The 20664-nt window shown below is 53.3% G+C and carries 15 protein-coding genes; 8 read left to right on the top strand and 7 right to left on the bottom strand.

Going from position 1 to position 20664, the window contains the following annotated elements; all coding sequences use genetic code 11:
- Nucleotides 1-47: 47 nt before the first annotated feature.
- Nucleotides 48-1004, top strand: a complete 957-nt coding sequence (gene ydgH, locus F3J40_RS10485; protein ID WP_167014343.1) for a DUF1471 family protein YdgH — start codon at nt 48-50, stop codon at nt 1002-1004.
- Nucleotides 1005-1042: 38 nt separating this feature from the next.
- Here the strand turns inward: ydgH and F3J40_RS10480 are convergent, their stop codons facing one another.
- Entirely contained in the window at nt 1043-1456 is a 414-nt protein-coding gene (locus F3J40_RS10480) for a hypothetical protein (RefSeq protein WP_167014341.1), read from the bottom strand.
- 163 nt (nt 1457-1619) lie between these two features.
- Here F3J40_RS10480 and rstA point away from each other — a divergent pair, with 163 nt between their 5' ends.
- Genes rstA through F3J40_RS10465 form a run of 3 tightly spaced genes read left to right on the top strand, consistent with a single transcriptional unit; the run spans nt 1620 to nt 5158 of the window.
- Complete coding sequence (gene rstA / locus F3J40_RS10475) at nt 1620-2351, top strand: two-component system response regulator RstA (RefSeq protein WP_017349445.1); 732 nt, start codon at nt 1620-1622, stop codon at nt 2349-2351.
- Entirely contained in the window at nt 2348-3649 is a 1302-nt protein-coding gene (rstB, locus tag F3J40_RS10470) for a two-component system sensor histidine kinase RstB (protein WP_167014339.1), read from the top strand. Before rstA ends, rstB begins: the two co-directional genes overlap by 4 nt.
- Before the next feature lie 21 nt (nt 3650-3670).
- Nucleotides 3671-5158, top strand: a complete 1488-nt coding sequence (locus tag F3J40_RS10465) for a carboxypeptidase M32 (RefSeq protein WP_167014337.1) — start codon at nt 3671-3673, stop codon at nt 5156-5158.
- Between the two features lie 100 nt (nt 5159-5258).
- Here F3J40_RS10465 and F3J40_RS10460 read toward each other — a convergent pair whose 3' ends face one another.
- A complete protein-coding gene (locus tag F3J40_RS10460) occupies nt 5259-12461 on the bottom strand; it encodes a hypothetical protein (RefSeq protein WP_167014334.1) in 7203 nt (2400 codons plus the stop codon).
- A gap of 447 nt (nt 12462-12908) precedes the next feature.
- On the opposite strand from F3J40_RS10460, the gene asr reads away from it, so the two are divergent.
- From asr to F3J40_RS10450, 3 genes are all read left to right on the top strand, one after another.
- Nucleotides 12909-13481 carry an acid resistance repetitive basic protein Asr gene (asr, locus tag F3J40_RS10455; RefSeq protein ID WP_167014332.1) on the top strand — a complete coding sequence of 191 codons (573 nt, stop codon included), beginning with the start codon at nt 12909-12911 and terminating at the stop codon, nt 13479-13481.
- Nucleotides 13482-13556: 75 nt separating this feature from the next.
- On the top strand, nt 13557-13637 hold the full coding sequence (gene ydgU, locus F3J40_RS25395) for a small membrane protein YdgU (RefSeq protein WP_017346185.1): 81 nt from the start codon (nt 13557-13559) through the stop codon (nt 13635-13637).
- Between the two features lie 118 nt (nt 13638-13755).
- Nucleotides 13756-14568, top strand: a complete 813-nt coding sequence (locus tag F3J40_RS10450; protein WP_017346186.1) for a trypsin-like serine peptidase — start codon at nt 13756-13758, stop codon at nt 14566-14568.
- 40 nt (nt 14569-14608) lie between these two features.
- Here F3J40_RS10450 and F3J40_RS10445 read toward each other — a convergent pair whose 3' ends face one another.
- Genes F3J40_RS10445 through F3J40_RS10425 form a run of 5 tightly spaced genes read right to left on the bottom strand, consistent with a single transcriptional unit; the run spans nt 14609 to nt 19340 of the window.
- Nucleotides 14609-15499, bottom strand: coding sequence for a MurR/RpiR family transcriptional regulator (locus F3J40_RS10445; protein ID WP_167014330.1), 891 nt, complete (start codon nt 15497-15499; stop codon nt 14609-14611).
- A 3-nt stretch (nt 15500-15502) separates the two neighbouring features.
- Nucleotides 15503-16447, bottom strand: a complete 945-nt coding sequence (locus tag F3J40_RS10440; protein ID WP_167014328.1) for an ABC transporter substrate-binding protein — start codon at nt 16445-16447, stop codon at nt 15503-15505.
- 15 nt (nt 16448-16462) lie between these two features.
- Entirely contained in the window at nt 16463-17515 is a 1053-nt protein-coding gene (locus F3J40_RS10435) for a FecCD family ABC transporter permease (RefSeq protein ID WP_167014326.1), read from the bottom strand.
- On the bottom strand, nt 17512-18519 hold the full coding sequence (locus F3J40_RS10430) for a FecCD family ABC transporter permease (RefSeq protein ID WP_167014324.1): 1008 nt from the start codon (nt 18517-18519) through the stop codon (nt 17512-17514). Before F3J40_RS10430 ends, F3J40_RS10435 begins: the two co-directional genes overlap by 4 nt.
- Nucleotides 18519-19340, bottom strand: a complete 822-nt coding sequence (locus F3J40_RS10425) for an ABC transporter ATP-binding protein (protein WP_167014322.1) — start codon at nt 19338-19340, stop codon at nt 18519-18521. Before F3J40_RS10425 ends, F3J40_RS10430 begins: the two co-directional genes overlap by 1 nt.
- Nucleotides 19341-20105: 765 nt before the next feature.
- Here F3J40_RS10425 and F3J40_RS10420 point away from each other — a divergent pair.
- Nucleotides 20106-20645 carry a sugar dehydrogenase complex small subunit gene (locus F3J40_RS10420; RefSeq protein WP_167014321.1) on the top strand — a complete coding sequence of 180 codons (540 nt, stop codon included), beginning with the start codon at nt 20106-20108 and terminating at the stop codon, nt 20643-20645.
- Nucleotides 20646-20664: the final 19 nt, after the last annotated feature.

Raw genomic sequence — 20664 nt, 5'->3', positions numbered from 1 at the left:
CGGCACGTATTCGTACTCCATTTTGCGCAAGGCGAAGGATTATTTTTATGAAGCTCAAGAACACCCTTTTGGCGTCGACTACCCTCTTATCCCTGCTTTCAGCACATGCGTTTGCTGCACAGGAACTGACGCCACAAAGAGCGGCCGAGTTACAACCATTCCAACGTATTAATATCACCGGTCGTTTTAACTCGATTGCCGATGCTGCTGATGCCGTATCTAAACAAGCTGATGCACAAGGTGCCGCTTCTTTCTATATTCAGGGCATTAACGACAGCAACGGTAACAGCGGCAACTGGCGTGTGACTGCGGATATCTATAAAGCAGATGCGCCGAAAGCAACGCCAGACACCACCCTGCGCAGCTTCAACGGCGTGAAAGAGCTACCAAAAGCCCAGGCTTATCGTCTGGAACCGTTTGATACCGTTTCTGTTAGCGGGTTCTTCTCTAGCCAGCCAGACGTGACCGATGCCATCTCTAAAGCCGCCAAAGATAAAGGCGCAGACATGTTCTTCATCGTCCGTCAGATTGATGCCAACAACGGCGGCAACCAGTATGTTACGGCTTACGTGTACAAAGCCGACGCGAAACAGCGTGTGGTGCAGAATTCCGACCTGATCCCCGCAGATTCAGCGGCAGGTAAAGCAGCACTGGCAGCCGGTGGTGCAGAAGCGAAGAAAGTTGAAATCCCTGGCGTCGCCTCTTCCGATACCCCAAGCAACAAAGTGGGCCGTTTCTTTGAAACGCAAAGTTCTAATGGCCAGCGTTACACTGTAACCTTGCCAAACGGTACGAAAATTCAGGAAGTGAGCGCGGTCACCGCAGCACAGATGCAACCGTTTGATAGCGTAACCTTTACCGGTCACTTCGGTACGCCAACAGAGATTTCGGAAGAAGTGGCAAAACGCGCCGCCGATAAAGGTGCGAAGTTCTACCACGTCACCCGTCAGTGGCAAAACCAGAGCGGCGGCAACCTGACCGTTTCGGCTGACCTGTTTAAATAAGCGTGTGGGGCGGCTTCGGTCGCCCTGTTACTTGTTGCTCAATGGGCGGCAGAAGGCAGTGATACCTGCAACAGGTCGTCGAGTTGCTGTAACTCTACCGGTTTGCGGTATTCATGCTGAATAGCGGTGAGCTGCTGATCGGACAGGGGATATGGCAACTGGATTTCAAACTGGCGAATCTGCTGTTGCTCTGCAAGCGTGATCAGGCGGGCGATATTGATCTCATCGCTGACCTGAGTTGAAATGATTTGTAATGCTAATTCTTTAAGCGGGTCGTTGCCAGGCTGTACACTGCTCGCAGATTTGCGCGTCACCATGCCAAAGATGGGTAGGACGCCGTAGATGGCATCGACAAAACTCCAGCGTTTTTTACAAGATGCGGAGAGAAAATCACTATAATTGAAGCAAATGCGGTCACTGTATCTGGCAGCAGCCAGTTCTTTATCAGACACCCTCGCACTCCTCCTGGGGTTATTACGATTCCGAATCCTGCGTAGAAAAACGCAGTCGTAATGATGGCACAGTTTGCCGGTTAGATACCAGTGACATAAGGATATTTCGTGCGGTGAGCACACTGATTGTGCAATCGCCGCCCCAGCCATGCTGAAAGGCACGATGAATAAAATAGTTTTTGTAGAAGATGAGCCTGAAGTAGGCGAACTGATTGCTGCATACCTTGGGCGTCATGATATTGAGGTCGTGGTTGAAACCCGTGGCGATCGCGCTGAAGAAGTGATCGCCCGTGTGCAGCCTGAGTTAGTGATGCTGGATATCATGTTGCCGGGTAAAGATGGCATGACACTGTGCCGGGATTTGCGCAGCCACTGGCAAGGTCCCATCGTCCTGTTGACCTCGCTGGACAGCGATATGAACCACATTTTGGCGCTGGAAATGGGTGCCAATGATTACATCCTCAAGACCACACCACCTGCCGTGCTGCTGGCACGCTTACGCCTGCATTTGCGTCAGGCACAGAGCGGGGGCGCAGAAGATGCGCCAGTGACCTCTCAGCCGCAACAGCAGCGCATGCTACGTTTCGGTTCCCTGAGTATTGATGCGTTAAACCGCCAGGTCACGCTGTTTGAAGAGCAAATTGCCCTCTCCACCGCCGATTTTGATCTGCTGTGGGAGCTGGCTATCCATGCCGGGCAAATCCTGAACCGTGACGCACTGCTGAAAACCCTGCGTGGCGTTAGCTATGATGGTATGGACCGCAGTATTGACGTGGCCATTTCGCGCCTGCGCAAAAAACTGCATGACAGTGCCACGGAGCCGTTCCGTATCAAAACGATACGCAACAAAGGCTATCTCTTCGCTCCACAGGCCTGGGACACCCGCTCGGTATGAGAAAACTCTTTATCCAGTTCTACCTGTTGCTGTTCGTCTGTTTTTTGGTGATGACCCTGCTGGTCGGGCTGGTGTATAAATTCACCGCCGAGCGCGCGGGTCGACAGTCCATGAACGATTTGATGGCCAGCTCACTGTTTTTAATGCGCAGTGAATTGCGCGAGATCCCGCCGCGCGACTGGAATAAAACCATCAAGAGTCTCGATCTGAACCTCTCGTTTGATCTGCATATCGAGCCCATGAGCAAATATGAACTGGACGAGCCGGATATGCGGCGCCTGGCGGCTGGCGGTATTGTCGCGCTGGACGATCAGTACACGTTTCTTCAGCGTATTCCCCGCAGTCACTATGTTCTGTCGGTGGGCCCCATTCCCTATCTGTTTTATCTGCACCAGATGCGCATTCTGGATATCTCTCTGCTGGCTTTTATTGGCATGTCTCTGGCGCTACCGGTGTTTATCTGGATGCGACCGCACTGGAAAGAGATGCTCCGGCTGGAAAAAGCCGCCCAGCGCTTTGGCCGTGGCGAGTTAGATGTGAGAACCCATTTTGACAATACCTCCAGCCTGTTCCGCCTTGGGGTAGCGTTTAATCAGATGGCCGACAATATCAATACGCTGGTCGCCAGTAAGAAACAGTTGATTGACGGGATAGCCCATGAGCTACGTACGCCGTTGGTACGCCTTCGCTATCGGCTGGAGATGAGTGATAACCTGACGCCCGATGAGTCGGTGGCCTTAAACCGTGACATCGGTCAGCTTGAGAGCCTGATCGAAGAGTTGCTCACTTATGCCCGTCTCGACCGGCCTCGGGTCGATCTCAACTTGCAATCCTTTGACCTGGCTGAATGGTTGCGCGTGCACCTTGAAGATGTCCGTGCCTTAAATCCTGATAAGCAGTTCGATGTGCATATTCCACAACATCAGAACCGGGGTATGGCGGATATTCGCTTGATGGAGCGCGTGCTGGATAATCTGGTCAATAACGCCATGCGCTATGCGAACCAGCAGTTGCGCGTAAGCCTGTGGTTTGATGGCAACATGGGCAGCCTGCAAGTGGAAGATGATGGCCCCGGTATTCCGCCGGAAGAGCGCCAGCGGGTGTTTGAACCCTTTGTCCGTTTAGATCCCAGCCGCGATCGCGCGACCGGCGGCTGTGGCCTGGGCCTTGCCATCGTCCATTCCATTGCTCAGGCGTTGGGCGGTGAAGTGTTGATTGAAGGCAGTCCACTGGGCGGTGCCTGTGTTCGCTTTTGCTGGCCGGTTGTTTTACCCTTGCGGGAAGACCCGTCTCGTTAACTGTTTTACAAGGAGTGTTGTGTGACTTCTGCTTATCAGCAACTTGCTGCACGTTTTCAGCGTATTTCTCGTTTTTCGCATCTGGGTGCTATTGCCGGTTGGGATATGCATACCATGATGGCGCCCGGTGGCAGTCAGGCACGCGGTGAAGCACTGGCTGAGTTGAGCGTGCTTCAACATGAACTGTTGACGGACAGCAAACTGGGTCAGTGGCTGGAAGCGGCCGCACAGGAAGACCTGAACGATATTGAGCGCGCTAACCTCAATGAGATGAAGCGTGCCTGGCAGCAGGCAACGCTGCTACCCGCCAGCCTGGTGGAAGCAAAATCCATTGCTGGCTCTCGCTGCGAGCACGCCTGGCGTCAACAGCGCCCCGCTAATGACTGGCAGGGTTTTGCCGCCAATCTAAAAGATGTGGTGCGTTTGAGCCGTGAAGAAGCCCAGTTGCGCGCAGAAGCCAACGGGACGTCACGTTACGATGCCCTGCTCGATCTGTTTGAACCCGGCATGACCAGCGCCAAACTGGATATCACTTTTGGCGAGCTGAAGAGTTGGCTGCCGGATTTGCTGCAGCGCGTGGTGGCGAAGCAATCACAGCATCCGCTGGTGCAACCGCAAGGACCCTTTGCGATTGGTGCGCAGCGCGATCTCGGTCTGAGTATCATGAAGACGCTGGGGTTTGATTTCCAGCACGGTCGTCTGGACGTAAGTGCCCATCCCTTCTGCGGCGGCGTGCCTGAAGATGTCCGCATTACCACCCGCTATAAAGATGACCACTTCCTGAGTGCGATGATGGGCGTGATTCATGAAACCGGCCATGCGCGTTACGAACAAAATTTACCTAAGACATGGCGCGGACAACCTGTTGCGCTGGCGCGATCCACGGCCGTACACGAGTCGCAAAGTCTGTTCATGGAGATGCAACTGGGGCGCAGCCGCGAGTTTCTGCAGTTTATTCTGCCGCAGGTGACCACGCTTTTAGGGGCTCAACCCGCACTGGAAGCGGAGAATTTCATTCGTCTGACCCAACAGGTGAAACCGGGCTTTATTCGCGTCGACGCCGATGAGCTGAGTTATCCGGCACATGTAATTTTACGTTATGAGATAGAACGTGCACTGATTGAAGGTGAGATCGAAGTCGAGGATATTCCGGCGCTGTGGGATGAGAAGATGCAGCAGTCACTGGGGCTGGATACGCGCGGTAACTATCGCGACGGCCCGATGCAGGATATTCACTGGACCGACGGTGCCTTTGGTTATTTCCCGACTTATACCCTGGGCGCTATCTACGCCGCACAGCTGTTCCAGTCTGTTGAGCTGGCGATCCCACAGCTGCGCGACCTGCTGGTTCAGGGTGAGCTCGGCGCGGTATTTGACTGGCTGCAGCAGAATATCTGGCAGCATGGCAGCCGTTTCCCAACTGACCAGCTGTTACGTAACGCCACCGGCAATACGCTGGATACGTCCTGCTTCCGTCGCCACCTGGAGCGCCGCTATTTGCAGGCTTGAGGTGACAGCGTTTGATTACCCGCCCATTACTGAGAGTTCCTCCGCGATGGGCGATCGCCTTTAACACGGTGGCAGTGACACAATATGGCTTACAGGGTCCTTATCCCCCTGGCTTGTACCATGCAGGGGATTGTAACAATGTTGCATTTGGCACTTCTGTCTGCCAATCAAAAGAGTTATTTATATCGATTGCAAAGGGAGATGTGCCTACTCCCCCTTCTACTCGGACCATTTTTACTAAAGTTCGCGGTTTTTCTTTCAATGCCTGCTGCCACCGGTACAGCCAGTTATTTTTCGTACTTATAATTGGCCCTGTAAAACCGTACTTTTCAAACTGTCCCGCGGTGAGATCAACGACAATATCAACGCCGTCTTTTTTTGCCATCACGACATAGTGATTAGTGGGAATAGCTTCTCTACCTGTTCGGGCATCCAGCCAGAACCCAAGCTCATGTATTTCTACGTCACTATAGCCAGCGCGCCGGAGTATTGGAGCGATATCTTTGGCGGCCTCGGCACAGTTGTCTCTCGGACTCATTAGAAAGGTGTTGTAATGACTACCCAGCTCTGAGGGTAAAAGTGCCTTGGTACTTTCCGTCACGGCAGTTTCTGCATCAGATAAATCAGCTCTGGAAGCGACAGGAATTATTGGCTCTCGACCAGGAAATACGGGCACTTCCGTAACCGCAACGTTATCTCCTGGACTGACAGCTCGCGTATTCGTCGGCGATGCCCCACTGGTTGGGCTATTCCTTTCTGAAGAGTAGCCCGAGGAAGAAGTCGCCCCTGGATCAAGATCTGCCGACACCCATGAGTCCATTGCCTGCGACTCATCACCGTCGCCCATCGTTCCTCGCTCCCCAGGCCAGGTGCCGTCCGCTGCCAGATCTGTTCGCGGTGCCGACAGCGGATTATCTTCTCCGAACAGACGATTGCCCAATGAGCCGCGAATGGGTTGTCCGTTATTATCACCTAATGGAATGCGTGCACTGCCCCATCCACCCACGCCGCCGGGTAATCCTGTGTCATTATGAAATTCCCACCCCGCCCCCCCGGCGTTACGGCGAATAGGCTCATGATATCCGGTGTTAACGTTTCTGTTCTCATCAACTAATCGCATTGTGCCCTGCTTACGGCCCAAATGGTCATCAAATTTAACCCGGTAGAACCTGCCATCTTCCTGGATAAAATACTGTCTCCCCACTGCACCAGGCTGGCTAACCGCATACACACCGTTTTCGTCCGCGACCTGGTTGCGTAAATCAAGGTAAGACGCGTCACGTGCTGTGTATTTACTGAAATCAACCGGTTTTGACCAACTTCCCGGCGCAGCAGATTTTTCGGCAGCTTCGGCAAATTCTCCCACACTGCCGTAATCCCTAGCAAAAGGAAGCAGACCGCCAGTGATCGCATCGAAATACATATTATATTTCATGCTCCTGGCTGCATTTTCAGCCTTCATGCGATCTGCGCTGCGATCTGCATGAGTTGCAGCCTCTTGCTCCTCTTTCATCAGCTCATAGTCAGCAAGAGCTGTCAGCCCAGCGAGCAATATCAGATCCTCAGGTGCTGTGGCCATCATCGCTATTGCTCCCAAGGTAAACTTCAGCACCCCCAGCCCGATCTCACGCCTGTCGCTAGCCTGTTTCAGCCTGGATTCTTCTTTGGTATAAATCAAACCGTTCAGATCTGATTTGACACGATTGAAATTTGCCACCATCACGTTGGTATATGTGGCACCCTCAGGTGCTGTGAAAGCAGTGCCCTGCGGGGAGAAGCCCACCATGGTAGGATTAAGATGACTACGAGTCTGTATGCCCTGGATCGTGGTAAACGAGTTGGAGTACCACGGCAGAACCTCATCATCGGTGACACCTCCCCGGTCCACTTCAGCTACGTGCTCCCTAATTAGTGCTGTCAGATTACTGTCGGAAACACGCGCGTTGTAGAAAAACATTGTTCCTGTGTGCAGGGAGAAAATAACCCTGAAATCTCCCTGCCCGATGGCAACAAGCCCCGGTACTGTTTTCCCTTCAAAAGTTACAGCTTGCAGGTTTGACCCCTCGCTATCCGCCTGAGAGAGATAATGCATTATTATCTCTTCGAAAACAGGATCCTGACCAGCCAGCGTGCCTGCCTCTCTCACAATGGTTGACATCACGCTGCCTATTGCCGCCTTTTTAAACGCCGCAGCGACGCCCGGCTTGCGAGTTAACTGATCAAATTCCCTTATTGCTTTTGCCTGCACATCGTCCGCGATTGCGAGAGAACCAATCATGTCCCCTCTGGAACCCTGATTGCGGTTTAAGTATGCCGCGATATCAGGATTAGCTTCCATGCTGTATTGGATCTGGAAGATATGAATGCCTAAAGGGGTAGTGTCAGATTTCCGGGCAAATTCCCCCAATAAAACATCTCTTAGCGTCATCGGCTCAGATCCGGATTTATATTCTTCACCGGTACTGGTATACGCATTGCGCCAGGTAATAGTGACGATTTTATCTAAATCGCCTTTATTGATATTCAATGCGAGTTTGTTTGCACTCTCCACTATCCAGTTATCTACAGTGTCAGAGGAGGATATCAGTGACGGAGATATAACAGGGGCAGTGACTGCTTCATCCAGATCGCCCGCCGGAGCCTGCGATTCCTCTTTCTTACGCAGGAAGGCATATTTGCTTAAAAAACCATTCTCGGTACGTTGTTTCTGGCGTTCGCTTTCCCGCTCTACCTTCAGACGGTCCCTTCTGGCAATCGCATCTTTAGTGTCATCCGTATCATCCGTCGACGTCGCTAAGTCCACCAGCATATCCTGAGACGATGTCACTTTGTAATTGATAGCAAGATTCAAATCCGAGCGCTCTTTATTCAGCTCATTGTACGAGCGCATGCTACTGTGGTAAGTGGCATCTTCATTCTCAGTGCGAGTTTTAATTACATCGGCAACTGCATTTTCGAATTGATGCACGACACTGCGCAAAAATGATGATTGAGCGGGTGCGGGCTCCTTCATCTGCGACACAATCTGCTCTCTGAACCCGGCGTCTGTTTCCAGCTTCCAGAAAAAGGCAACAGCGAAGTCAAACTTATCCTGCTGAGGCCCTGAGAGCATCTTGTACCACTGACGACTTGCTGCCAGAAGGCGTGCTTCATTGCGCTCATTTGCTTCTATCCCCAACAAGCTGGCCAACCGGGGGTATTTTTTCAGAAATAACCGGAAAGATTCGGTTTCACTCTGTATCAACTTACCAAGAGGGGATGTCGCCGTAGACTCTCTTTCCGGGTGAGTTACCAGCAGTTCCGTAATAAACGTTTTTAACGGTTCTTCCCACGCCTCCGCCGTATCAGTTGCTGCGAGCAAGTTGTCTTGATCTGAGCTTTCCTGTAATGAATGGCTTTCTATTGGTTGCGAAGTAAGCTGTCCGGCTTTCGGTTCTATCCGCCATAAAAACTGATGGTTTGTGGCGCCTCTTACGCCAACTTTTACATACATATTGTTATAGTGGGAAGATTGCACGCGTCCCCAGTCATAACCAGACCAAAGGGAATATTTAAGTGTGTCAACTTCGAAAAGACCACTCAGACCGGGGCAAGACCGGATGATTTTATTCAGTTCTACCCCCAATTCTCTATGCCAGTCTCTGTTTTTCCCAGTGTGCAGCTTGATAGAACCGTCGAGAAACATGCTCTCGGACTGACCATTTTCCATTACTTCATAACTAAACGCGTATTCGATTTTAGTTGCTGTAGGAAGATCATAATCAGACATACTTAGGGAGGTCAGTGGTTGCCAGCCCTCAAAACTTGCGGCTTTGTCTTCTCGCTGCATTCCGGCATGCACTGGCATTGTCGTTCTATCCCATACCCCACTCTGGACATCACCCTGCCCAACGGGTTCCGTGGCTATATTCCACGTAAAGAGATGTCCGCTGGTGTGCGATGCCTCGGATACATAAACAGCATTGTAATGTGAATCGCGATCAAGATAACTCAGGTTACTGTTCCCTCTTTTTCCATAATCTTTGAATTGAACATCGAACACCCCAAGTAGGTCAGGATCATCGAATATGATGTGGTTTAGCTGCTGACTGAAGTAGGTGTGCCATTTGAGATTAGTGCGCTGGTCCGCCGGTATTCGGACTCGCCCTCTTTTGGTTGTTTTTTGACCATTTCGTATAAAGTTGAAACTGTACTCAATGCATTCACCAGGATGAAGATCAAAATCTGATTGGTCGATTGATGTCAGCGGTCTCCAGCCGTTACGCGCCGTTTTGTGAGGGCTATTTTCACTCACGCCACGGTGGACAGCCAGACGCTGTTCATTTTCAGTCAAGCCAGATGTGACGGTAGACCTGACATCTTCTTGCTCTTGCAAGTCAGAGCTTGCAGCATCTCTTATAAAGGAAGCAAAGTTTTCCGTGTTAAACAGCAGGATCTGCTCTCTATCCAGCCGCAGCGGCGGCTCTCCCGCCGCCCGCCGCGCCCGGTTCCGCTTCAGCAACGTTGCCGCCAGCGGCTGCGATCCCGCAGGCCCGCCGGGGTTATTCGCGATGGCCTCAAGCGTTATTGCAACCTCCTCACCGCCATCCGCCATGGTGCCGATGGGGTCTGCATCAGTCGCGTCATCTGTGGCGGATATCTCCTCTGACAGGCGTTGCAGCGCCTCTCGCGTCTGTTCATTCTCCTCAGCACTTTGACGAGCAATATGCGCCAGCACTACTGCTTTGATGGTGCCCGTCACGCTGCTTATCGCCAGCTCAGCCGGCAGTTCCCGCGCAACACGCCCGGCTGCACCTTTCGCATCCCCCTGATAAATCTCATATAGCAAAGAGACCAGGCCTGCTGCTTCACGCACCGGTTTTACCAGGCCAAACGCCGTTTTTGCCACGCCCTGGCTCACCGCAGTTTGCCTGTACTGACGCGCTTCCAGCCGCGTACTGCCTTCCCCCAGTCTGACTCCCGCCGCGCCTTTACGGGACACATACGCTAACTGCGCGCCGGTTAACAGCGAACGGACAACAATGCGCAGCGGCAGTGCGGCCAGCGAAGGCAGCACACCCACACTGCCAAATATTGCTGAAATACCGAGCCTGACCAGACTCCGGATGGCCGAGTTTTGCAGCACCCCGGCCATTCCTTTCTGCGTATGTAGCATCTCCGCCATCGTGGTCGGATAAAGTGTGGTACCGACCTCCGCGTTCACCATCTCCGTTTTGATACGTTGCAGCAGCACATCCCCCTGCCTGTCATGTTGCTTCGCCAGCAGCGGCAAATAATTTTTTATCAGGGTCTGAAACGCCGCATCATACTGCTTTCCGCGCTCTTCCTGTCCCTCAGCTGGCTGATTTTGCAGCCACTGCGCCTTCCGCTCCTGATGCCATACCGCAATGCCCTTGGCCAGCATTCCGCTGCGTGAAAAACTGGCGGGCTCCCGACCAGCCAGCTGGCTAATCTGCGCGTTCAGCAGGCTGCGGGCGGCTTCCAGCTCTCGTAACCACGGGGTGAATATCGCTGACAGCGACAGATTTTCTTCTGCTGGACCGGCCAGCCTGGCGGGGAGCGCTGCTGCCTGTTTTTCCAGGCTGACGAGATAAACGAGATAGCCGGTCAGCCCGGCAGAGAGTTCCTTCAGCGTATCGGCTGAAAGCTGGCTCTGTGCATCAGTACTCAACACCTCGCGGATAAGCCGCTTCAGGTTGTCATGGCCTCCCCCGCGCGACAGGACGGCGGTCTTTTCAATGAACGACTCCAGCTCGGTTTGCTCCTTCGCAACCGTTGTCTGCCAGAAGCTCTGCTTGTGCCTTAGTGCGCTGTCAAGCAATGACCCATCGCCCGCTGCCAGCAGGTCTTCCAGCGCAGTCTGATGTTGTCGTGCCTCGAGCAAAGGCTGGGCCGCCCGGTGGATACGGTTAATATTCGCCATCGCCTGCTGGAGCAGATCCTTAACGATCCCCCCCGCCTGCAAGACCACCGATTTTTCTTCCGCCGTGAGCGTGTGCCTGCCGAGGGCATCCCTGAGCGGATCCGTTTTTTTCGTCAGCTGCGCCGTTAAAACACGTTCCACCCGCCACGCCATCTTCTCGAATGGTCGTAAAATAAAAGGCGCATGCGTGGTGATGGCCTGACCGGCGCTGGTCAGGAAGCCTTGTACTTTCTCAGCGCGTTTTTTTTTCGGCGAATCCTTCAGTAAATCCCCTGCCGGTAGCGCATTTTCAACCGTGGTGTGCAGTTCTGTGATAAGGGGAGCCAGCTTTTCACAGCTCCCCGAGATATAGGAGAGGAATTCAAGGTCCCGCCCCGACAGTGAAGCCCCTGCCCGGTTTTTTTGCAGCTTTACGGCAGCTTTACGCGTCAGCTCAATGCCCTGCAACAGCAACGGCAGTTCACCTGCGATTGACGCCGCGCTCAGGCCACCGCTCGGATCTGCTGGCTCGTCCTCGAGCAAAGCACCCAACACATCAGACCCGCCAGGTTCAGCCCGGTCTGAAACGCCTGCGGTTGTTGCCAGACCCTGTTGACGTGCACGCCGTTCTTTCCAGGTTGCCGCGTGGATAAGGCTATTCAGTTTCCGCCCTGTCAGGCTTTCTCCGCTCAGGCTGTCTTCTGTCATCTGTCCCCTGAGGTTTAAGGCATGAAACTTCGTCAGCAACAGTTGCTTTATCAGGTCTTCACGCGCCCGGTTTTCTGTTTCACGCCATGGACTCAGGTCAGTCTCCCGCGCCAGTCTAAGCAGGGTGAACGTCTGTGCAAGGTAGCCACTCAGACGCGATGCCAGCAAATCTGTCTGCTGCTTGTGCTTATCTTTGTCGGTAGCAAGGCCCTGTTGCTTGCGGTTTCTGTCCGACAGGATTTTCTGGCCGCTGGTATTGCCGTCGTAATTCCTCTGGCGGAAATGAATATATTCTTCAATGAAGGTGCCGAAATAATTAAAAACACTGTTTTTATCTTTACCATTCCTCAATGAAGAAAGGTTATCTAATATCGATTCCGGCAGAGAACCTTTATCCCCTACCAGACTTTCAATCGACTGTTGTATATCGCCCTGCAGTTGCCTGAGAGAATTTACCTGGAGGTAATTTCTGTTTTTACCCAGCAGAGAGAACTCTATGAATTCAGGAAGTTGTGCTTCTAGCCCTTCAACGATATGCCTGCCTATATCGGCATCCACTGGACCAGCATTAATAACAGATGAAGACGTAGCGGAGCCTTTATCACCACGGGTTTTAATGGCCTGATCTTTATCACTCGCCGATGAAATATCAGAGTTATATCTGCTTACACCAGACACATCCATTAAAGACATAACTACCTCCGGGTAACTGCAATTGTTAAATTACGGGGAGTAATCTTGCGAAGACGGTTATTTACAATAAGACGGATAGCGCGTTTTTAGTGCCTGACTATGATGACGCTGGCCATTAACGGGAGTGACTAGCGCAGTAAAACAGAATGAGTAGCAGACTTACCGCCGAATAGGGTGTCGGGACGGAGTGCTGACCATGGGGTTAGGTCCCACACTTCACATCAGATTTTGATTGCTGAACGAAAGTATATGTGATTTTGGCTGAGCCGCCACTGGCACACGTCAGAAACGCCGGAGTCAGGCACTTTATCCCTTCGTACATTCCCGTTGTACATTCGGTTACACGCCGATACCAAAGACCCACGGAAAGCTTTCTTTCGATTACATATAGTCTTATCACCGGCCCCGCAGTGGGCTAATTGATGATAAAAGCTCGAGGAATTTGCAATGAAAAAATTATTTGCACTGGTGATCGCCGCTGCTATGGGTCTGTCTTCTGTTGCGTTCGCAGCTGACACCACTGCGGCTCCAGCTACCACCACTACCCCTGCTGCTGCGCCAACTGCTGCTGCTCCGGCCGCTGCTGCTCCAGCTGCTAAAGCAACTCACAAAGCTAAAGCGACTCACCATAAAGCTAAAGCCAAGAAAAAAGCAGTAGCTCAGAAAGCTCAGGCTGCTAAGAAACACAAAAAAGCGAAAAAAGCTGCTGTAGCTCAGAAAGCGCAGGCTGCTAAAAAGCACCACAAAGCGAAAAAAGCTGTAGCTCAGAAGGCTCAGGCTGCTAAAAAACACCACAAAGCGAAAAAAGCTGTAGCTCAGAAAGCTCAGGCTGCTAAAAAGCACCACAAAGCGAAGAAAGCTGTAGCTCAGAAAGCTCAGGCTGCTAAAAAACACCACAAAGCGAAAAAAGCGGTAGCTCAGAAAGCTCAGGCTGCTAAAAAGCACCACAAAGCGAAAAAAGCTGTAGCTCAGAAAGCGCAGGCTGCTAAAAAGCACCACAAAAAAGCAGCTAAAAAATAAGGTCGACTTACCGTCCTTAGCGTTAATGTTAAAACACCCGGTTCTGCCGGGTGTTTGCTTACTGGAGTGACCTAAATGGTGCGTCGCTATCGCTTCGAAATTATTCTGATTGTGATGATCCTTTGTGGCATTATTGCAGCGTGCTTTTTTCTCTAGTCGTTGTGTAGCGTGCTGATTTCCCATGTCAAACTCCCTTTTTTACCGCACACCGACTATAGTTATCGCTCAAGCATAATGGCAATAACCTCTTCCCTTTCTCACCATTGAGAGCACTATGCGTCTGGCTATTCTGTTACTTTTAGGTCTGTTCAGTCTTTCTACTGTGGTACACGCCGACGACGATGACGATTCACCGACGCCCGCGGAAATTAAAGCGCTGTTCTTTGGTCAGGATCATCGCAAAGCGATTACCGATGTCAGTGCTGCACCCTGGGATGCCATTGGCCAGTTGGAAACGGAAAGCGGTAACCTGTGCACCGCAACACTGATCTCTGAACACATTGCGCTCACCGCTGGGCACTGCCTACTGGCACCTCCCGGCAAATTTGACCCGCCGGTCGCACTGCGCTTCATGTCTGGCCCGAAAGGCTGGCGCTATGAACTGCATGATATCGATGCCCGGGTAGAGCCAAGTCTCGCCCGTAGGCTAAAAGCCGATGGTGAAGGTTGGATTGTGCCGCCAGGTGCTGCACCTTACGACTACGGCATTGTCATCTTACGTAACCCACCTTCGGCGATCACACCGATTCCGCTGTATGCCGGTACACGTGATGACTTAACAGCCGACCTCAAGGCAGCAAAACGGTTGATCACCCAGGCGGGCTATCCGGCAGACCATCTGGATAACCTTTACGCACACACTGACTGCCTGATCACCGGCTGGGCACAAAATGCCGTATTGTCACATCAGTGTGACACCCTACCCGGAGACAGTGGATCACCTCTGCTGTTAAACAACGACAAAGGGTGGCAGCTGATCGCCGTGCAAAGCTCAGCCCCGGCGGCTAAAGATCGTTATCGCGCCGATAACCGCGCCATCGCGGTGACCTCATTCCATGACAATCTGGAAGCGCTGGCACAAAAATAGTGCTGACCTATGGGCTGTTATCACGACAACAGCCCATCGCCTACTTTTTACTGACCGGTTTCAACCCCTTATACAGATCCTGAATACGCCGCATCGACTTCACGGTACGCTGGGCGACCGCCGAAGCCATTGAAAGGATCAACATTTCCAGACACACCAGCACCGAACCATGCAACGGCATCATGCCATTCTCCTCGCCGCGCGGGACGTTAATCACCACATCCGCCTCTTTGACAAACCAGGAATCTGACGCGTGTGTAAGTAAAATAATCGGAATGTTCAGCCGCTTCGCTTCTCTTACAGTGGTCACGCCTTCGCGATGCGCTGACTTTTGCGCCATGATAATCAGCACATCACCCCGTTGTAGCGCGAGCAACTGCTCGGCCAGGCCGATGCCGGTGCGGTTCAACGCCACCCCCGGCACGCCAATCCGGCTAAACTGGCGCGCACTGTAATCCGCCAGAATGCCCGAAGCACTGATGCCAAACACCGCCACCTGTCGTGCTTCAATCAACAATGCCGTTGCTTTGGCCACCGCCAGTCGATTCTGCGGCTGAGCCAGATTTTCACAGGCGCGTTTATGCCCTTCGAGCACAAAATCGATTGAGGCATCAACATCACAGCTCATGCCTGTTAGCGTGGTGTTCATCTTCTCTTCCGAGCTCAATGCCGGGCCAAACCACTTCTCCAGCGTTTGCTTGAGATCGCGCAACCCCGCAAAGCCCAGTGCCTGCACGGTGCGCACCACCGTTGCATCGGAAGTGCCGGTCGCCGCGGCGATTTCGAGCGCGGTGGATTCCAGCACGGCTTCACGCTGCTCATGTAAATAACGGGCGACACTCTGCAACCTCGGTGAAAGCTGATGCGCCCGCGCGCGATAACGATCACCCAGAATATCGGGGCGATTCTTCTGCTGCTGCCGTGAAATCATGGTTTACTTTCCCGTTGGCTGTGGCTGGACACTGAGGTGTGACTGCACCACTGCCGCCATCAGTCCTAATGCCGCATAGGCATTGGAAATCGCCTCCTCGCGCGTCACCAAAATGTAATGGCCACGCTTACAGGCATGCAGGAAATCACACCAGCCGGGTAACACCGCATCCATCGCTGCGATTTCATCCTGCGGCTTCCCGCCGTTATCGCCACGCCAGGTATCAAAAATAAAATCGGCATCCAGCTCGGGCAACCGTTCAGCGCCGACGTCCATTCGTCCATCGGGGGGAATATTTTCAATCAGCGGCGGGAAGCGAAACCCGGCATCACGCAATACCTGGCCCAGCGCATGGTAACTGTGCATCAGGTTGATTTTGCCATTATTCGCCTGCATCACCGCAACGGTGATATGGCGCGTATCTACCGCTTGTTGTAGCTGATGGATCTGCTCCTGATAGCGGGCTTGCAGCAGCGCCAGTCGCGCCTGGGTTCCGGTTAATGCGGCCAGCTTGCTATAAATACGCGCAGGACCGCCTTTCAGGTGGTCAATGCTGACGGTGGGAGCGATCTTTTCAAGCTGTTCCACCGGTACGCTGCGGCCGGGCTCGGTAATAATCAGGTCAGGTTTTGCCGCGACAATCGCCTCAACGTCAATATCGGCCGTGCCTAAATAGGCAATGGAGGAATTATCAAAATCTACCCCGGTTAACAGCTTGCTGGAACGAAGCGTGTGTGTACCATCAGCCCGCGTTCGGCCATGGCTGGCAACCGGTAACACGCCCAGCTCAATCAAGGGGATGGTGATATCTAAATCGTGCAGAGAAACAATACGTTGCGGATGTACAGGTACGCTCACCGTACGCCCTAAATCATCGGTAAACGTCTGCATCGCCTCAGCATGAGCTGCACTGCTTAACAACGAAATGACTAACAGGAAAATACGCATACCACCCTCAAAGCCTCAAAAATGGTCACGCCGCTGCCACAGCAGCAGCAAAAAGAAAGGTGCGCCCACCAGGGCAATCACGATCCCGGCAGGTAACTGTAACGGGGCAAAAGCCAGTCGCCCAATACTGTCTGCCATCAGGACCAGGATAGCGCCAGTGCAGGCACTGCCAAGCCACTGCCCTAATAGCCCAGAACGTAAGACCAGACGTGTCATATGCGGTGCCATCAGCCCGACAAACCCGAGGCTCCCCACACAGGAGACGGCGGTCGCGCTCAGCATCACCGAGGCCACAAAACGCAGCAGAGAAAGCTGCCCCACTCGCACACCAAGTCCACGCGCTGCGGTTTCTCCCAGCGCCACCACCTCACCGGCCCGGTGCGTCCACAGTAGAATGGCCACCGCCGGTAAACTCCACCCCAAGGCAACGGCTGCCAGCGGCCAACTGCTCCCGCTCAGGCTGCCTGCCATCCACAGCAACGCGGTCTGCACGGTGCGGATATTGGCCGTAGAGATAAAGACACCCAGCCCGGCGGCCAACAGCCAGCTAAACCCAATGCCGGTGAGCAGAAAACGCGGACGCGCAGGGTCTCGTGCAATCAGCAACACGCTGAAAGCCACCAGCAATCCCCCCAGCGTCCCTACCACCGGACGCCAGAGCAGATTCATTGCCGGATACATCAGCATCACGATCAGCACCACCACCGTGGCACCCTCTTTGACCCCGATCAGGCCCGGATCGGCCAGCCCGTTACGGGTGTTAGCCTGCATTGCAGCACCCGCCATGCCCAGCAATGCACCGCACAGCAGCGCCAGCGCAATCCGGGGCAGGCGAATATCCCACAGCACGTAATGCTGGGAAGTCGAGAGATGTTCCGGCTGAAAAAGTGCGGTAATTAACGTGGCTTCTGGCATCGCGAGTGTGCCCTGCACCAACGATCCCACCCCGATCGCGCACGCCAGTAATACCATGCCAGTGAGGATCAACACCGCACTCAGGCGGACTAACAACGCCACAGGACCCACGCGCCACACACGCAAACCGACAGCAGGTAAAATTGAGCTCATGAGCGCCCCCGGCTGGCAAGGAAGATAAACACCGGTGCGCCGATAAACGCGGTCATCAAGCCCGTTGCCAGTTCCTGCGGTGCCAGCAAGGTACGGGCAACACAATCCGCCAACAGCAAGATCAACGCCCCCAGCGAGGCGCACAGCGGCATGGCATAACGCATATCCTGTACCACCAGACGCACCAGGTTTGGCACCACCAGACCAATAAACCCTATCGGCCCAGCAATGGAGACCGCAGCACCGCACAGCAAGGCCACGGCAATCACGCCTGATAATCTGACCCGCATCAGGTTCAACCCCAGCCCCAGAGCCAGGCGGTCTCCCAGGGCCAGAACGTTAAGTGAAGGCGTTAATCCCAGCGCGATTAACAACCCACCACCCACTGGCCAAAGCGCCGCTTTGATCATCGTCCAGTTAACACCGGCTAAATCACCCACTAGCCAGGTTCGCACGGCTAGCAGCGTCTGTTCATCCAACAGCAACGTGGCGGCGGTGAGCGCAGAAGCAAAGGCTGAGAGTGCGACGCCACATAAAGTCACTTTCAACGGGGTCAACCCGCCGCGTCCAGCAGAAGACACGGCGACCACCAGACCAAACAGCAGCGCCCCACCAAGGCAGGCAACCAGCGGGCGTGGAAGGAATACGCCAGTTGTACTGGTCAGCACTACCGCCAACGCAGCGCCTGCATTCAGGCCCAATATGTGCGGTTCGCCGATGGGATTACGAATGATGTTCTGCAACAGCAAACCCGCCACACCCAGTGCAGCACCGGTCAACAGGGCAGCACACAGGCGAGGTAGGCGAATATCGACAAATATACGCTGGCTAAAGTTTCCGGCATCGTAATGCAGCACCATCTGTAGCACCTGATGCAACGGCACCGCTCTGGCCCCCAGTGACACATGCAACCACGCCGCCGCCAGTAAGCTCATCGTCAGCACGGCTTGCCACATCAGAAAGCGCGATCCCGGATGACGGGTCCCGATTGACATCAGCGACATCAGTGCTGCCCTTCCGTCGTGCGAAAAGGCAAAAATACCGCTTTGCCACTCACCGGATTCACCAGCTTTTGCACGGGTGTATCAAACACATGGGTGATCAGTTCCGCGCTGCACTCCTCACCCTCATTCACCACGCCCTGGAGTTTACCCTGCTTAAGAAACACCAGCACATCACCGTAGTGCAGGGCGAAATTAAGATCGTGCAGCACCACAACCACCGTTCGCTGATGCTCACGTGTCAGGCGCTGTAGCAGCTCCATTATCTCGACCTGGTAGCGGATATCCAGAAAAGTGGTGGGTTCATCCAGCAGGATAATCGGCGTGCACTGCGCCAGCGCCATGGCGATCCAACAGCGTTGTCGCTGGCCGCCGGAGAGTGTCGCGACCGGTTGGGTTGCCAGCGCCGTTAATCCCGTGAGTTCCAGCGCTTCCGCGACGATCTGTTCATCCTGTTCCGACCACTGTCGCAGCCAGCCCTGCCAGGGAAAACGTCCGCGAGCCACCAGCTCAGTCACGGTTACCCCTTCCGGCAAAAGCGGAGACTGCGGCAGAATACCTAACTGCCGGGCAATCGCTTTGGTTGGATGTTGATGGATAACTTTGCCATCCAGCGTGGCGCATCCCGCCATCGGTGGCTGCATCCGGGCAATGGTATTGAGCAGCGTCGATTTGCCACAGCCGTTGGCACCAATCAACACGGTCATTTTATGGGGGGTGATGTTCAGGCTGACGCCATCCACAATCAGCTGCTTTTCGTAGCCGGCACTCAGGTTATTCAGCGCCAGCTGCGGATGTTTATCCGCACTGTTAACAGGCTGCACGATTTACTCCTCCACGGCAGACCCGCTACCGCTGTGCATGATGCACAGTAAATAAAAATACGTATCATTCGTTGTTCGTGATCTTGCGGGGGATGGCTGTAGTAGTCAAGTGAATCTGGGTTGCTGTAACCCGCGACAAAGCTGCATTTACCTGGCGCATTCCAATCGCAAAGAAAACTCATCAACGCATTAATAAATAAAAGATTAACCGGGATTTTCATCTTGCTGTTAGTCGATGATGAGAGGGTAAAGAGCCTGTAGTGAGCAGCTAATCTTTAGATTTTACTACTACATTTTTCATACCTGAATAAGTCTCAATTGCAAAGGTTGCGCGACTTTCCGCGTTCGACGTTCGCCAGCCAGGCGACTGGTTGCCTGTGTCAGGAGAAACCGGGATGACACATCCTCACGGGCAATACAGGGGAAGATGATGGAGACGTAATCGGGTGTTAAGCACCAGCGTAGAATTTTAATCTCTCCCCTACGGGCCTTGTCTTTTGCCTCCCCTCACCCACACTTCCCTGAATCTTCAATACGTTATCCTGAAAAACACCACCAGACCTGACCTGTAATCCCCCATATTTTTTATGACATTAGCGTTTTGTTTAACAGTTGTTTAACCTTGTGATATAAAACTATCACCCAGGTTACAAACAAAACCCAAAAAACATAATTAATTAACCAAAGTAACCACTCTCAAGTGCCTTGTTTCTCAACCGGGGCACTTTTTTTTGTGAGCGTTTTAAGACATCAGGATACGAAAACATGCTTCACCATGACGATCCTCCCGCCGGGCAGGTTCTTCTTTCACGCCGCAAAGTTTTACTCAGCGGTGCGATTATCCTTGCCAGTGGTTTAGTAACCTCCTCACTGCCCGCTTTCGCACTGCCAGGTACGCAACCTGCGTTTAGCGCCTTTATGCAGATCTCACGCTTACTGGTGAACCATCAGTTAGATGAGTCCATGGGGCAACGTATGTTGCCGGTACTGGCGGCGGAAGAACCTCAACTCACCGAACAGATTCAGCAGTTGATTGCCATAGCGCAGACCCATCAGGCAAACGTGGTGGAAGACTTCTTCCCGGCAATTCCTGAAGGCGCACTGCAGGCGTTGGCCTACAAAATTATCTTTGGCTGGTACACCGGCAGTCTGCAACCCACGCGCACTGCCAAGACCTTTGCGTTTGAACAAGCGATGACGTGGCACACCACCTTAGACGCGATCACCATCCCGTCTTACGGTTTCAGTGGCCCAAATAACTGGCAGCGCAGCAACACACCGGTTCTTCCCGTACCGCAATTCTAACTCTCGCTAAAGAAGATAA

Source organism: Candidatus Pantoea multigeneris (assembly GCF_011752615.1).
GTDB classification, from domain to species: domain Bacteria; phylum Pseudomonadota; class Gammaproteobacteria; order Enterobacterales; family Enterobacteriaceae; genus Pantoea; species Pantoea multigeneris.
Note: the sequence above shows the minus strand (reverse complement) of the source record. Positions and strands in the feature narration are given on the sequence as shown.